General features: G+C 41.2%; 16 protein-coding genes. 13 read left to right on the forward strand and 3 right to left on the reverse strand.

Annotated features, from left to right (window positions below):
- Positions 1-198 precede the first annotated feature (198 nt).
- From gatC to gatB, 3 genes are read left to right on the forward strand one after another with little or no spacing between them, the layout of a single operon-like run.
- Entirely contained in the window at positions 199-498 is a 300-nt protein-coding gene (gene gatC / locus J7E66_RS03550) for an Asp-tRNA(Asn)/Glu-tRNA(Gln) amidotransferase subunit GatC (protein ID WP_088085175.1), read from the forward strand.
- 3 nt (positions 499-501) lie between these two features.
- On the forward strand, positions 502-1,959 hold the full coding sequence (gatA, locus tag J7E66_RS03555) for an Asp-tRNA(Asn)/Glu-tRNA(Gln) amidotransferase subunit GatA (RefSeq protein WP_214998058.1): 1,458 nt from the start codon (positions 502-504) through the stop codon (positions 1,957-1,959).
- Between the two features lie 12 nt (positions 1,960-1,971).
- Positions 1,972-3,399, forward strand: coding sequence for an Asp-tRNA(Asn)/Glu-tRNA(Gln) amidotransferase subunit GatB (gene gatB / locus J7E66_RS03560; protein WP_214998059.1), 1,428 nt, complete (start codon positions 1,972-1,974; stop codon positions 3,397-3,399).
- Between the two features lie 691 nt (positions 3,400-4,090).
- On the opposite strand, the gene J7E66_RS03565 is transcribed toward gatB, so the two are convergent.
- Entirely contained in the window at positions 4,091-4,522 is a 432-nt protein-coding gene (locus tag J7E66_RS03565; protein WP_214998060.1) for a VOC family protein, read from the reverse strand.
- A gap of 166 nt (positions 4,523-4,688) precedes the next feature.
- Between J7E66_RS03565 and J7E66_RS03570 the strand changes: the two genes are divergently transcribed.
- Positions 4,689-5,228 carry a DUF1697 domain-containing protein gene (locus tag J7E66_RS03570; RefSeq protein WP_214998061.1) on the forward strand — a complete coding sequence of 180 codons (540 nt, stop codon included), beginning with the start codon at positions 4,689-4,691 and terminating at the stop codon, positions 5,226-5,228.
- 39 nt (positions 5,229-5,267) lie between these two features.
- Here J7E66_RS03570 and putP read toward each other — a convergent pair whose 3' ends face one another.
- Positions 5,268-6,746 carry a sodium/proline symporter PutP gene (putP, locus tag J7E66_RS03575; RefSeq protein ID WP_214998062.1) on the reverse strand — a complete coding sequence of 493 codons (1,479 nt, stop codon included), beginning with the start codon at positions 6,744-6,746 and terminating at the stop codon, positions 5,268-5,270.
- Between the two features lie 226 nt (positions 6,747-6,972).
- On the opposite strand from putP, the gene J7E66_RS03580 reads away from it, so the two are divergent.
- Entirely contained in the window at positions 6,973-7,527 is a 555-nt protein-coding gene (locus tag J7E66_RS03580) for a thioredoxin family protein (protein WP_214998063.1), read from the forward strand.
- Between the two features lie 43 nt (positions 7,528-7,570).
- On the opposite strand, the gene plsY is transcribed toward J7E66_RS03580, so the two are convergent.
- Positions 7,571-8,191 carry a glycerol-3-phosphate 1-O-acyltransferase PlsY gene (plsY, locus tag J7E66_RS03585; RefSeq protein ID WP_214998064.1) on the reverse strand — a complete coding sequence of 207 codons (621 nt, stop codon included), beginning with the start codon at positions 8,189-8,191 and terminating at the stop codon, positions 7,571-7,573.
- Between the two features lie 120 nt (positions 8,192-8,311).
- On the opposite strand from plsY, the gene J7E66_RS03590 reads away from it, so the two are divergent.
- The 8 genes from J7E66_RS03590 to J7E66_RS03625 all read left to right on the forward strand — a co-directional run bounded on the left by J7E66_RS03590 (position 8,312) and on the right by J7E66_RS03625 (position 14,992).
- Entirely contained in the window at positions 8,312-9,094 is a 783-nt protein-coding gene (locus J7E66_RS03590) for a class I SAM-dependent methyltransferase (RefSeq protein WP_214998065.1), read from the forward strand.
- A gap of 86 nt (positions 9,095-9,180) precedes the next feature.
- Positions 9,181-9,819 (forward strand): pentapeptide repeat-containing protein, encoded by a 639-nt coding sequence (locus J7E66_RS03595; protein ID WP_483861496.1) that lies wholly within the window; start codon positions 9,181-9,183, stop codon positions 9,817-9,819.
- A gap of 220 nt (positions 9,820-10,039) precedes the next feature.
- Positions 10,040-10,555, forward strand: coding sequence for a sigma-70 family RNA polymerase sigma factor (locus tag J7E66_RS03600; RefSeq protein WP_251032739.1), 516 nt, complete (start codon positions 10,040-10,042; stop codon positions 10,553-10,555).
- Positions 10,552-11,097: an anti-sigma factor family protein gene (locus tag J7E66_RS03605; protein WP_214998066.1), complete on the forward strand. Its 546-nt coding sequence runs from the start codon at positions 10,552-10,554 to the stop codon at positions 11,095-11,097. Before J7E66_RS03600 ends, J7E66_RS03605 begins: the two co-directional genes overlap by 4 nt.
- Positions 11,094-12,173, forward strand: coding sequence for a DUF6677 family protein (locus tag J7E66_RS03610; protein ID WP_214998067.1), 1,080 nt, complete (start codon positions 11,094-11,096; stop codon positions 12,171-12,173). The genes J7E66_RS03605 and J7E66_RS03610 overlap by 4 nt, the downstream gene beginning before the upstream one ends.
- Positions 12,174-12,257: 84 nt before the next feature.
- Positions 12,258-13,178 carry a hypothetical protein gene (locus J7E66_RS03615; protein ID WP_214998068.1) on the forward strand — a complete coding sequence of 307 codons (921 nt, stop codon included), beginning with the start codon at positions 12,258-12,260 and terminating at the stop codon, positions 13,176-13,178.
- A gap of 218 nt (positions 13,179-13,396) precedes the next feature.
- A complete protein-coding gene (locus tag J7E66_RS03620; RefSeq protein WP_214998069.1) occupies positions 13,397-14,338 on the forward strand; it encodes a diacylglycerol kinase in 942 nt (313 codons plus the stop codon).
- Between the two features lie 108 nt (positions 14,339-14,446).
- Positions 14,447-14,992: a cysteine hydrolase family protein gene (locus J7E66_RS03625; protein WP_214998070.1), complete on the forward strand. Its 546-nt coding sequence runs from the start codon at positions 14,447-14,449 to the stop codon at positions 14,990-14,992.
- The last annotated feature ends 2 nt before the right edge of the window (positions 14,993-14,994 follow it).

The raw sequence follows: 14,994 nt of genomic DNA on the forward strand, positions 1-14,994 counted from the left end.
GCCAAGAATGTCTGTGATGAACTTATCTGAAAAAATATTTGCATTATTAAGAGAAAAATAGAATTAAATTTCTAAAAGTTTGAACAAAAATTGATTTGCTTGCCAATACTGATAGTTGAATCATTGCGGTAATGCGGAAAAGTTTGGTATCATCATTAGTATTGATATGACAAGACAAATGGGATTGGGGGTTATGATATGTCACGAATTTCAAATGAGCAGGTTAAGCATGTAGCCAACTTGGCACGCTTGGCGATAACAGAGGAAGAAACAGAAAAGTTTACAAAGCAGCTGGATGCGATTATTACCTTTGCTGAGCAGTTAAATGAATTGGACACGGAAAATGTAGAACCTACATACCATGTGCTGGATATGAAAAATGTTTTACGTGAAGATAAATCCAAACAAGGATTAGCGCTTGAAGAGGTACTAAAAAATGCGCCGGAACATCAGGATGGACAGATTAAAGTACCATCGATTATGGGGAAGGAGGATTAAATCGTGAGTTTATTTGACTATAAAGTTGCAGATCTACATGAACTGCTACATAAAAAGGAACTAAATGTATCCGATCTTGTTGAAGAATCATACAAGAGAATCGGACAAGTCGAGGACAAAGTTCAGGCATTTTTAACATTAGATGAAGAGCGCGCCCGTCAATCAGCGAAAGCATTAGATGAGAAACTTAACACGAATGCGGCAAAAGGTTTGCTATTCGGGATGCCGATTGGCTTAAAAGATAACATGGTTACAAAAGGACTGCGGACAACCTGTGCGAGTAAAATTCTCGAAAACTTTGATCCAATTTATGATGCCACCGTCGTTCAGAAACTGCAGCAGGCAGAAACGGTAACGATTGGGAAGTTAAATATGGATGAATTTGCAATGGGGTCTTCAAACGAAAATTCCCATTATCAAACGACACGGAATCCATGGAATCTTGAGACGGTTCCAGGTGGTTCATCAGGCGGTTCAGCAGCATCTGTTGCAGCAGGTGAAGTCCTATTTTCCCTAGGTTCTGATACGGGTGGTTCAATCCGTCAGCCAGCTTCTTTTTGTGGTGTCGTCGGATTAAAGCCAACCTATGGTCGTGTTTCCCGCTTTGGCCTTGTAGCCTTTGCGTCATCACTTGATCAAATTGGACCGATTACAAGAACCGTTGAGGATAATGCCTACCTGCTTCAAGCGATATCCGGCCTGGATCCAATGGATTCAACCTCAGCAAATGTGGACGTACCCGACTTTGCTAGTGCCTTAACTGGTGATGTAAAGGGTCTTAGAATCGCAGTACCAAAAGAGTATCTTGGTGAAGGTGTCAGCGAATCCGTCCGACAATCTGTCTTAAATGCATTAAAGGTGCTCGAGGGTCTTGGTGCCGTTTGGGAAGAAGTTTCCCTGCCGCATTCGAAGTATGCACTTGCCGCTTACTATTTGCTTTCGTCATCAGAAGCCTCAGCGAACCTCGCCCGTTTCGACGGAGTCCGTTACGGCTATCGTACAAAGGATGCGGAAACGTTAATTGATTTATACAAAAAAACACGAGCAGAAGGTTTCGGTGATGAAGTAAAGCGACGGATCATGCTTGGAACGTTTGCACTAAGCTCAGGTTACTATGATGCTTATTACAAAAAGGCACAGCAGGTTCGGACATTAATCAAGCAAGACTATGAGAATGTTTTTGCCAAGTATGATGTGATTATCGGCCCGACCACACCAACGCCGGCTTTTAAAATTGGTGAAAAAATCGAGGACCCGTTAACGATGTATGCTAATGATATTTTAACGATTCCTTTGAACCTTGCCGGTTTACCAGGAATTTCGGTTCCGTGTGGCTTTGATGGCGGGCTGCCGCTAGGCTTACAAATCATCGGCAAGTATTTTGATGAAGCAACAATTTATCGGACAGCACATGCATTTGAACAGGCAACAGACTATCATAAACAGAAACCTGGATTATAGGGGGTGAAGACCGTGGAATTTGAAACAGTGATTGGACTTGAGGTCCATGTTGAGTTAAAAACAGATTCAAAAATTTTCTCGGCGAGCCCCAATCATTTTGGAGCTGAACCGAATACAAATACAAGTGTGATTGACCTGGGCTACCCAGGAGTTTTACCTGTCCTTAATAAAAAAGCGGTAGAATTTGGGATAAAAGCTGCCATGGCCATTAATTGCGAGGTTGCTACCCATACAAAGTTTGACCGCAAAAACTACTTTTACCCGGATAATCCCAAGGCCTATCAGATTTCCCAGTTTGACAAGCCAATTGGGGAACATGGCTGGATTGATATCGAGGTAAATGGCTATACGAAGCGGATTGGGATTACGAGAATTCATTTGGAAGAAGATGCAGGAAAGCTGAACCATGGCAAAGGGTATTCTTTATGCGATTATAATCGTCAGGGCACTCCGCTTGTTGAAATCGTTTCTGAACCGGATATTCGCACTCCTGATGAGGCATATGCCTATCTTGAAAAATTAAAATCAATTATCCAATATACAGGCGTTTCCGATTGTAAAATGGAAGAGGGCTCACTTCGTTGTGACGCAAATATTTCGATTCGTCCCGTTGGACAAGAAGAATTCGGAACGAAAACAGAATTGAAAAACCTGAACTCATTCAATTTTGTCCGCAAAGGGCTTGAATACGAAGAGAAGCGTCAACGCGAAGTGGTGTCTGCTGGTGGAACGATTGATCAAGAAACACGCCGCTTTGATGAAGCCACTGGGGCAACCTTGCTGATGAGGGTCAAAGAAGGCTCCGATGATTATCGTTACTTCCCAGAGCCGGATTTAATGGACTTGTACATTGATGAGGACTGGAAAGCAAGAGTTCGTGCCGAAATCCCTGAACTGCCAGACCAGCGTCAAAAGCGTTATGTAGAAGAGCTTGGCTTACCCGTTTACGACGCGAAGGTGTTAACTGTAACCAAAGAAATGGCTGATTTCTTCGAGGAGACAGTTAATGGCGGTGCGGATGCGAAGCTTGCCTCGAACTGGATCATGGGGGATGTCTCCGCCTACTTGAATGCTGAGCAAAAAGAGCTTCATCAAGTACCCTTAACACCGGAAGGTCTAGCAAGCATGATTAAGCTAATCGAAAACGGAACAATTTCTTCGAAAATCGCGAAAACCGTTTTTAAAGAGTTAATTGAAAATGGCGGCGATGCCGAGAAAATTGTGAAGGACAAGGGGCTTGTCCAAATTTCCGATGAGGGAACACTTCTTAAAATTATTTCTGAGGTGTTAGATGCGAATCCGCAATCGATTGAAGATTTTAAGAATGGGAAAAATAAAGCGGTGGGCTTCTTAGTTGGGCAGTTAATGAAAGCAACTAAGGGTCAGGCCAATCCGCAGATGGTCAATCAGTTATTGCAGCAAGAATTACAAAAACGTTAAACGATGCTGGCAGAGTCTATTCTGCCAGTTTTTTTATGGTTTGCGTGTTTCGACATTCTTTTCGCCATTTCCCGGGAAAAAGTCCTTTTCTTAAAAGGGTTTATCCCGCAACTAATCAAACGTTTGGTTAGTAAGGAATGATCAGGTATCGTGTCGAAGCATAAGAGTTTCCCTAAGGAAATCCAAATATCGACTTGTTTTTTATCTTATTAGAGGTAAATTATCGCTCGGGTCGACAAAGGATTTTCACAATAAGTGGCTGAAACCCTTTATTTATATGGCTTCCTATCTAACTAATCAAACGATTGGTTAGTTTTTTTGAAGTGTGTAAATTCAACAACCTTTTTTCAGGATTTAGGAGTAAAAGGTTGAAAGGGAGGGCTATGCAACCTATTTAATTAAACGTTTGATTAGTTTACTGTTGGTCGAAGGGTGTAAATTTATAGGGAAATAAGGTGAATGGAAGGCTTAGCTGTCCCAGTTATCGACAAACTACTTATATGATTCCCGAGAGAAACTTTGATTTACCGGGGCTGATACCCGTTTTAATCAAACGTTTGGTTAGTTCTATATTTGTGGGAAAATAGTCGAGGTATGGAAATGAACACAGGCTAGTATCCTTTTTTGAAAAATAGGTAAATTCAAAAAACAAAGAGAGTATCTAAAGCTTTCTTAGATACCCCCTTTGTATTTAAAAGTCTATCATCGCACCTCGGTCATCAAAAATGGCTGAGGGATTCCAAGCGACTTCCCAAAGGTTATTTTCGGGATCGGCAAAATAGGCTGTCCGTCCGCCCCAGAAGGCATCACTTGGTTCTCTCAGTATGTTTGCCCCTGCACTGCGAATGCTTTCAATCGTTGTGTCAACTTCTTCTGGCTGATCCACGTTAATAGCAAAGGTCACACCATGAAAGCCCCCAGGAGATTGTGTAAATTCAATGCCGGCATCCTTTGCTAACTCAGCAATCGGAAATAACGAAAGCAGGACCCCAGCCGTTTTAAAGACAGCGTATTGATCTGAGCTTAATTCTGTCTCCTCCCATCCCAGAGCTTGATAAAATTTCCTAAGGACCGGTAAATCGTAGGCACCGATCGTAAGCAAACTAACTCTTTGTGGAACCATAAATAAATCCCTCCATAAAAATTATTATGTGTACTCTTCTCCAAAAAATTAGTATTCTCCTCCTTAACTTGCGGATAGTAGATTTTAGGACTATTCGTAGTTTAATTCGGCAAATAAATGGTAAGATTTAAACAAAGTGATGTTAAAAATAAAGCGAGGTGCACGGATGACCATTTATATTGCGCTGTTACGAGGAATTAATGTTGGCAAGCATCACCGGATCAAAATGGCAGATTTAAAAAGTCTATTAGAAACAATGGGCCTAACCAAGGTGAAAACATATATTCAAAGTGGAAATGTTTTATTCGAAGCAAAAGACGAGGCGGAGCAACTTAGTCAACGATTAGAGGATGAAATAAGTAAGACATTTGGTTTTCCTGTCCCTGTTATTTTAAGAACAGCTGAGGAATACGAACAGATTATCCGTGATTGCCCCTATTCTATCGATTCGCTTAAGGAAGGCGAGAGTATCCAACTAGCCTTTTTGGCGGAGGAACCCTCCCAAGCGAAAACGGAAATTTTACGCAGCTTCGAAAGCGAGCCGGACGAATGTTTTATAAAAGGGAAAGAAGTCTACCTTTTTCTACGGCAGAGCATCCTAGATTCAAAACTAGCATCACAGCTCACGAAACTAGGTGTTCCAGCGACAGTACGTAACTGGAAGACTGTCATCAAACTATCGACGATTGTAGAAGCTTTGAAATAAAAAAGCGCTCGGATTGATTGGATCCGAGCGATAATCATGTTATTCGTTTTTTAATAAACGAACGCTTTCATTAAATTCCTTTTCAATCGCATCATTTTTCTTATAAGTGATCAAGCTGACAACCACCGCTACAATTAGATTGAAGACAAAGCCTGGAACAATTTCATAAAGCGTGTCACCAAGTCCAACATTCTTCCAAACGATAACGGTAACAGCGCCGACGATCATCCCGAAAAGGGCTCCCCAATTCGTAATCTTTTTCCAGAATAAACTTAGCAGGATAACAGGACCGAAAGAAGCGCCGAAGCCTGCCCATGCATAGGCAACAAGGTCTAAAATGGTGCTATTTTGCTTGAAAGCAAGTGCAGAAGCAATCACAGCAACAAGAAGAACCGCCATTCTTCCTAAGAAGACAAGTTGTTTATCTTTAGCGTTCTTGTTCATCACCATTTTGTATAAATCTTCAACAAGCGCACTAGAAGTTACAATTAATTGGGAAGAAATCGTACTCATAATCGCCGCAAGAATGGCAGCTAAAGCAAATCCTGCGAATAGAGGGTGGAATAAAATCTGGCTTAATTCAATAAATACCGCTTCCGGATTCTTTAATACATGCTCAGGATGATCATGAAAAAATGCAATCCCAATAAATCCTGTAAAAATTGTACCGATCAGTGAGATAATCATCCAGCCCATACCAATTCGACGAGCGCTTTTTGTTTCTTTGATCGTTTTAATTGCCATAAATCTTACAATAATATGCGGCTGTCCAAAGTAACCCAAGCCCCATGCCATTGCTGAAACAATTCCTAAAAAGGTTGTCCCTTTTAATAAGTCAAGTCTAGTAGGATCAATCGCTCGAATGGTTTCAAACGTTTCAGCGGGGCCACCCGTGTGAAAGATTCCGATTGCAGGAATAAGTGCTAGGGCAATCAGCATCATTAATCCTTGAATAAAGTCTGTATAACTTACAGCCAAGAACCCACCAAATAAGGTGTAGGCAACCACAACGCCGCCAACAATCAAGAGCCCAGTATGGTAACTCGTGCCAAACGAGCTCTCAAAAAAGACAGCCCCAGAAACCATTCCGGAAGAAACATAGAAAGTAAAGAATATAAGAATAACAATACCTGAAACAATACGGAGTAGTTTGGTGTTGTCTTTAAAACGGTTTTCAAGATAGCTAGGAATCGTGATGGAGTCATTAGCAACTTGAGTATAAGAACGCAAGCGAGGTGCAACTAGCAACCAGTTAAGATAGGCTCCAATCGTTAAACCGACCGCGATCCACGCATCTGCCAAACCGGTTACATAAATTCCCCCAGGTAAGCCCATTAAGAGCCAGCCGCTCATATCAGCAGCCCCTGCACTTAAAGCGGTTACAGCAGGTCCTAAAGATCTTCCCCCAAGCATGTAATCCGTAAGATTGCTAGTCTTTCGATAAGAATACCAACCGATAAAGAGCATAGCGGCAATATAGATTCCAATCGAGAGTAGTTGTAGTGATTCGTTAGACATATATTTCCTCCCCTGTTTTGTTATCGTAGAAAATACTTTTAATAATATTTCCTATATAAAAAATATTCTATCAACTTTAAAACTCTATTACTAGTGTAAAAATATGTTTTTATAAAGTAGGGAAAAATACTTGTAGTATAACATTGGTTAATCTGCTTAAGCAGTTCGATTGTAACGTGTACTTGAAACGACTATTATAGAAGCAAATGGAAAGGGTGCTGTGTAAATGGATTTAAATCAATGGTTTCAAAAAGGATTAACTGTCGATGGGTACATAAACGCGATGACCACCAATAAAGATGAAATGCTTACAATCTATAAGCAATTTACCTTAACGGACGAAGACAGAAATAAACTTGAGGCATTAAGACCGCAAAAATTACGAGCGATTGTCCTCTCAGAGGATTGGTGTGGAGATGCGATGCTGAATAACCCAATTTTGCTGCGAATAGCTGAGGCCGCCGGGATGGAAGTCCGTTTCGTGCTCCGCGATTCAAATCTGGAGTTAATGGACCAATATTTAACCAATGGTACGTCGAGAGCCATTCCAATTTTTATTTTTATCAATGAAGAAGGCAATGAAGTAGGCGTATGGGGACCAAGAGCACCTGAAATACAGGCATTTGTAATGGAAAAGCGTGCTGCCTTGCCAGATAAAGACGCTGAGGATTTCCAAGAGAAACAAATGGTAATGTTTAAGAGCTTTAAAGAAACCTATCAAACAGATGCGGCCATTTGGCAAACCGTAGCCAATAGTATCCTATTGACACTGTTAAAATAACAAAGAGGATCCCCTTGGCAAGGGGATCCTTTTCTCGTCCATATTAAATGCTGCTGTTCTTTGGAGGGATGCGGTCGTTCTGCAAACTTTTATCACTGATTTTTGGCTCAATTCCAAGAATGAAATTACGGATGTTCGACCGGTGCAAATAAATTAAGAAAAAGGTAAATAAAAAAGAGATAAGTTCTAACTCAAAATTAGGAGAAACAAAGGCATATACGAGCATACTTAGACCAACGGTGATGGAGCCGAAGAATACATACTTTGTTAAAAAAATAACCAAAAAGAAGGTAATATAGGCAATCACTAATAAAGGAAAATTGGCAATCAACAGTGCTCCTGCAGTTGTAGCAATCGCCTTTCCCCCTCTAAAGCCTGCAAAAATTGGAAAGCAATGCCCAACAACAGCAGCGAATCCAAAGTAAAGGGGTTCCGCCTCAAGATTGAAGTAAATTGGCATGTAGGCTGCCAAAGCGCCCTTCGCAAGATCAATAAGCAGGACGAAAATAGCTGACTTTTTACCAAGAACCCTCAATGTGTTGGTTGCACCAGGATTTTTGCTGCCATGATCCCGGATGTCTACACCAAAGACCAACCTGCCTACAATTAAGGCAGTGGGAACGCTTCCGATTAAGTAGGAAGCTAGAAGCAACAGCCAGAACATAAGTATCAATCCCTCATATATTATTTAAATAAATTCTCACATTATTTATAGATTCTATCACACTTCAGTGGTATTATTTTGTTGAATTCTCACTATTAGTAAGAAAAGGGAGCGCTCAACATGAGACAAATTGATTTTGGTCAAGTTGCTAATAGCTATGCAAGCGCAAGAGAAGATATTCCCGTAACCTTAATGGATAGCCTCTATCTCCGCAATATTTTTTTTGAAGGAAAAAAAGTCGCTGATATCGGCTCGGGAACTGGTGTGTTAACAAGAAAAGTGGCCTTACGAAAAGCGGATGTTATTGGCATTGAGCCATCAAAGGAAATGCTAGAACAGGCAAAGGCTTTCAATCTTACGAAGAATTTTACCATTCCGTATCAACTGGGCAGTGCAGAAGATACAGGTCTAAAAGATTCACAGTTTGATATTGTCACAGTAATAAGGGCATGGCATTGGTTTGATCGTCCTAAGGCAATCCAAGAAATGAAAAGAATATTAAAAGCAAAAGGGACGTTAATTGTTATTGATTCTGGTTTTCTATCAGGCACGCCTGCCGTTGAAAAAACCTTTGCAGTGCTAGCTAAATACGTTGAAGGCGGCTTATTGCCAGCAGGTTCGAAAGCAGAGTCCCAGATGCGGATGAACGGATTTCCCGTCGAGTGGTTTGCTGAATGGCAGACAAATGATTTCGAACTAAGAGATTTTTATAAGTTAAATTACAGGGTCAACTTTACAAAGCAGGAATGGATCGAGCGAATGGAGTCGATTTCATGGCTGGCAGGAATAGATGTAACAGTTCGAAAAGCGGCATTGGAGGAGTTAGCCAGTTCAATGCCAGATCAAGAATCCTTTGTCATTCCACATGAATGTAATGTTTGTATTTTAAGAATTGGAGAGTAGACCCTCTACTATTTACGTTATAATAACTTAAAAGATAAACTCATCACATGATGAAACAACATCGCCTTATGAAAAGGATGATCAATTTGAGTCAGAAGCTTAAAATTCAACAGCCAAAAATTCCATCAAGTTTAACACCATTAGACTTTAACGATAGAGAAGATTCTTACATTAACATGGCAATCATCAGCGACTGTTCGATATCACAAGAGGAAATTGAAAAGCTAAGTTTTGAAGAGGTTGTTTTTAGAAATGTAACCTTTCTCGATGGATCGTTTCGCTATATACAATTAACAGATGTTTTATTTGATCGGTGCGATCTATCCAATGTGGATTTTACCGATGGAATTATCCACCGTGTCGAGTTTCGCGATTCAAAACTTTTAGGGTTAAATCTTGCTGATGCTGCACTTCGTAATGTCTTGTTTGAGAGCTGTAATCTGAATATGGGCTCGTTTGGATATGCTGATTTGAAGGAAATGAGATTTGAAAATTGTTCCCTTCGCAATGCTGATTACTATGATGCCAAGTTTAAAAAAATTGAATTTAAAAATTGTGATCTTGATGATGCGAATTTTACGGGAACCACTCTTAAAGGAGTGGACCTCAGCACCTGTAAATTTAACCGCTTAAATCTCTCGCTTGATAGTGTTGCAGGGTGCACGGTTTCTGCAGACCAGGCGTTAGGATTTGCGAGGCTATTAGGATTGGAAATTAAAGAATAATCTACGATACATCTGCTAAAACCGTGCGGCCGCCTTCGCACGGTTTTTTCTTGTGAAATTTTTCTGCCATGAAAATTAGCATGGTATGATAAAAAAGATTCGAAAAAATATTTTTTAAATTAGTGTAGGGTTTTTTCAATAACCTGTCGTCTATTAAAGTGAGTAACAACAAAGAAAGGGGGAGAGTACAATTACCGATACAGCCTTAATAGAAAATGTGTTGGAAGGTAATGATCATGCCTTTCGCCTTTTGGTTGAGAAGTACCGCAATGATGTGTTCCGGACCATCTTTGCTGTTCTTCGCGACCAAAAGGAAGCAGAAGACGCAGCACAGGAAGTATTTATGAAAATCTATACTTCTCTCCCCCAATACCAAAATCAAGGTTTCAAAACGTGGATGACGCGAATAGCTGTTAATCATGCGATAGATATCAAAAGAAAACAAGTGAGACGAAGAGAGGAATTGGCGGAGGAACTCGAGCTGCAGTTAGTAGGGACACCGAAGGATAGTGTTGAAAAAGAGATAATGGAAATTGACCGAAGAAGGCTCGTCAGGAAGAAGCTTGATGAACTGCCCGAAAATTACCGTGATGTGATTTATGGATTTTACATAGCGGAAAAAAGCTATAAGCAAATGGCAGAAGAACAAAATGTACAGGTGAAAACGATTGAAACAAAGCTGTACCGGGCTCGCCATTGGATGAAAAAGAATTGGAAGGAGGACGATTTTTCATGAAGCATTACACTTATGATGAGTGGTTGCAATACGTTAATGACGAAATCAATGAGAATTCAAGGCAGGAATTAGAAGACCATTTATACTCGTGCGACCAATGTCTCAACCATTACTTAATGGCAATGGAAGCAAATGAATCATCGCTTCCAATTCTATCCGACATGAGCGAGTTTACCGATTTGGTCATGGCAGAGGTTTCGAAACAAAAAATCGTGGTGCCTGACACCGTTAGAAACCTTAACCCTATGTTAATGGTTCTTTCGGTGCCTGACACCAAAAATGACACCAAAAATGACGCCAAAACCAAAATGGAGAAAAAACCTTTTTATCAGCAAGCGGCATTCCATTATCTTCTGGCTGCAGCTGCGACGATTCTGTTGACCTTCACGGGTGCTTTTCAGTCGCTCGCTACGTATGCGAATTCGTTAGAAAGCCCGCAACCACAAGTTCAGAAAAAGAAGCATTCGGTCACAGAGGGTGTTATTAATAAAACTTTTGCATGGATGGATTCACTAGAAAAAAAGGAGGCAGTTAAGAAATGAAAAATCCGACAAAAGCATTGACCTTATCCTTATTTCCAGGCCTTGGTCATATATATTTCGGCAACATGTTTCGCGGAGTACTATATCTACTGACCGTAATGGGGTTGGCGTTCGTCACTGTTATTGGGTTAGTAACGAATAATGAGGAAGTTGGCATTGTTACTTTTATGTTAGGACTATTCATTTACCTAATCAGTTTTATCGACATGGGTGTGCAGGTTTCTAAACATAAAAAAGCGCAGAAGACAGCGAACCTAGATGAACCGCAGCCACAGGCTTCCCAAGATTCAGAACGCTTCTATACTATCGTTTTGTCATTTATTCCGGGCCTTGGGCACTTCCAAATTGGATTGATGAACAGGGGTTTAACACTTTTGGCAACGTTTTTGGGGCTTGGGGTCATGGTTACATTTGTAACTGCACTTTCCAACCGCGGCGAATTTATGGTCTTTATGGCAGCCCTGCCCATTATCTGGGTCTACGGATTCTTTGATGCGGTTCAACAGGTAAATAAAAAGCAGCGCGGTGAGGAGCTTGTCGACAGAACGATTTTTGAAGACTTTGAAATGCGCCGCGAGGACGGCAAAAAGAGTAAGTCGATTGCTACCTTTCTTTCGATCTTCCCAGGGGCTGGCCACCTCTACTTAGGCTTACAGCGCCGGGGCATCCAGTTAATGGCAGCGTTTCTTTTTTCTATCTATATTTTAGATATCTTACGGCTTGGAATCTTCTTGTTCTTAATCCCAATCATTTGGTTTTACAGCTTTTTCGATGCCATGCAAAAGGTTTCAAAGTACGGGGAAGAAACGGTGGAGGATGTTCCGATTATTGCTTATTTCCTTAATCATCAGAAATGGGTCGGCATTGGACTTGTTTTCATGGGACTCTACTATCTAATGATGAACGTCCTGCTTCCAGCTTTTTCACCGATGTTAAGCAGGCTAATTGATATCGATGTGATGTATTGGGTTCAAGGTTATTTTCAAACGGGACTTGTTTGTCTGCTGTTGATTGGCGGGGGAATTAAACTTCTATCTGGAAGTAAACAAAAGCAGGGGGCTGAGAAGCATGAGTAAGTGGGGAAAAACAATTGCAGGGGCAGCTATAATCGGATTCGGGATTGGGTTCCTTTTTAGAAAAAGAAAGGGAGGAGAAGAAGCATGAGAACTTGGCGTGTTGGGACGTTTTCGATGGGGGCCTCACTCGTTTTCCTTGGCCTCTTCCTCTTTTTTTCAAAGTTTTTGGGGTTAGACCTTGTACAAGTTATGACGGCTTGGTGGCCGCTTCTATTGGTTGTTCTTGGAATTGAAATTCTCCTTTATTTGTTTTTGTCACGGCAGGAAAAGCCGGTCTTGAAATATGATTTTCTTAGTATTTTCTTTGTAGGATTAATTGGAACTGCGGGAATTGCGTTTGCAGTTTTAAGCACAACGGGGATTATGGGGAAGGTGGAAGAAGTGATGGCGAGGGAAGAGCGCTCGTTTGAACTGCCTGCTTTTTCCTACCAAATGGATGACAGCATCAAACGGGTAGTGGTCAGGACGGTGGGCCATCAGATGACGGTGGAGTCAACGGAGGAAAAGGAGGTATCATTGTTCGGTACATACCGGGTGCAAACAGCCAAAAAGGAGAAGTTACTCCAAAGTGCGGATGATGTGATTTCAGCAAACCAAAAGGGTGATACGCTCTATTTAAACATGAAGTCACTGCCAAACGAAATGAGTCCGTTTAATGCAGCTGGGGAAGTAGCGGCGACACTTTTGGTTCCGAATCATGTGAAGCTTGAGGTGATTGGCAGTGATAATGCGTTAACCTTAAAGCCGCGCTCGCTTGTGAACGACTGGAGTATTGAAAGTGTCGCATCGGTCATTGTCGATGTGGCCGCAGCTAGCAATTTGAAGGTTGCTGCAGTAGGTGCCCAAGAGGTAAGAGGGAAAGATGGCGACTGGAAGGTGTCAACGGAAAAGGATTTAAATGGCATCGACAATGGCAGGAAAAATGCAGTTTTTCAATCTGGTGAAGGAAAATACCATATCAATATTGCCAATGCCTATGATGTTAGTCTTACTACGAATAAATAAATATATAGACAAGTGATTAGGCATACATGGCTAAATCCACTTGTCTAGTTTTTTGCAAAAAAATAAAAAAACGTTATGATAGGAGTTGGATGTTTGAAGAAAAAATAGTTTATCGGCTTAGTTATAAGTTTGTAAGCTAGGATAATAATTGGTAGAATATTGAATTGAGCAGATAACAAATGCCGATTGTTGATTTCAAAAATAGGATGATGAAAACGATGAAAAGAGCAAGACTGATTTACAATCCTACCTCAGGACGTGAAATTCTAAAGCGGAATCTTCCAGAAATTCTTCAAAAGCTTGAGATTGCTGGGTATGAAGCTTCATGCCACGCAACCACTGGTGCAGGCGATGCGACCGAAGCAGCACGCCTAGCTGTAGAGCGTCAGTATGATATCGTCATTGCAGCGGGTGGAGATGGTACGATTCATGAAGTGGTCAATGGACTTGCGGAACAAGATTACCGTCCTAAATTAGGGATTATTCCAGCAGGAACCACGAATGACTTTGCCCGAGCCCTCCACATCCCCAGAGATATTGGACCAGCTGTAGATATTATCACGAAAGGTGAATTGATTCCCGTCGATATTGGACGTATCAATGATCGATATTTTATTAATATTGCGGGCGGCGGTAGACTAACCGAGCTTACATATGAAGTACCAAGCAAATTGAAAACGATGCTCGGCCAACTAGCCTACTACTTAAAAGGGATGGAAATGCTGCCTTCTATTAAACCTTCAGAAGTTTCGATTGAGTATGATGGGAAACTATTTGAGGGTGAAGCGATGCTCTTTCTTGTCGGGCTTACAAATTCGATTGGCGGCTTTGAAAAGCTGGCACCGGATTCTTCTATTAACGATGGACTATTTTCATTATTAATATTGAAAAAGACGAATCTTGCTGAATTTATCCGGATTGCGACGTTGGCTCTTCGCGGTGAGCATGTAAATGATCCAAATGTCATATACACTCAGGCCAACCGGATTAAAGTCCAGGCAGTAGATAAAGTCCAGTTGAATTTGGATGGGGAGTTTGGCGGCTTGCTTCCAGCCGAGTTTGAAAACTTGTACCGTCATTTAGAGGTGTTTGTTCCTCTTGACGATATTCGCCCGAATGATCGCCCCACTGACTGGGAATCGGGGAAAAGATATAGCTAAGAGAAAAGTTCGTTCCAATCGGAGCGGGCTTTTTTTGCAGGTGAAAAAGGGAATTGTGTAATAGTCCTAGAATAATGTCTGTAATGAAATGAGAAGGGGCGTTGTGAATTGAAGGCGTTAATAAATATCGATTATACCTATGATTTTGTGGCGGTTGATGGGGCGTTAACATGCGGTGAGCCTGGACAAAAAATCGAAGGAAGGATGGTTGAACTTACAAATGAGTTTGTTACGAAGGGTGATTATGTTGTATTTGCCATTGATGTCCATGATCAGGGTGACGAATACCATCCAGAAACGAAATTGTTTCCGCCGCATAACCTTCGCGGGACGTCAGGAAGAGACTTGTTTGGCGCGCTGAAGGAAGTGTTTGAAATGAATGAACAACGTGAGAATGTTACCTTTATGGATAAAACAAGATACTCTGCTTTCGCGGGAACAGACCTTGAAATAAAATTACGAGAGCGCGGAATTACTGAAGTTCATTTGGTTGGCGTCTGCACCGATATTTGTGTTCTTCATACAGCAGTAGATGCTTATAATAAAGGATTTAAGATTGTGGTATATAAGGATGCCGTGGCTTCTTTTAATCAGGCGGGTCATGAATGGGCCCTCGGACATTTTGAACAATCCCTTGGAGCAATAGTTAAATAGAC

The organism is Bacillus sp. ISL-7 (genome assembly GCF_018613065.1).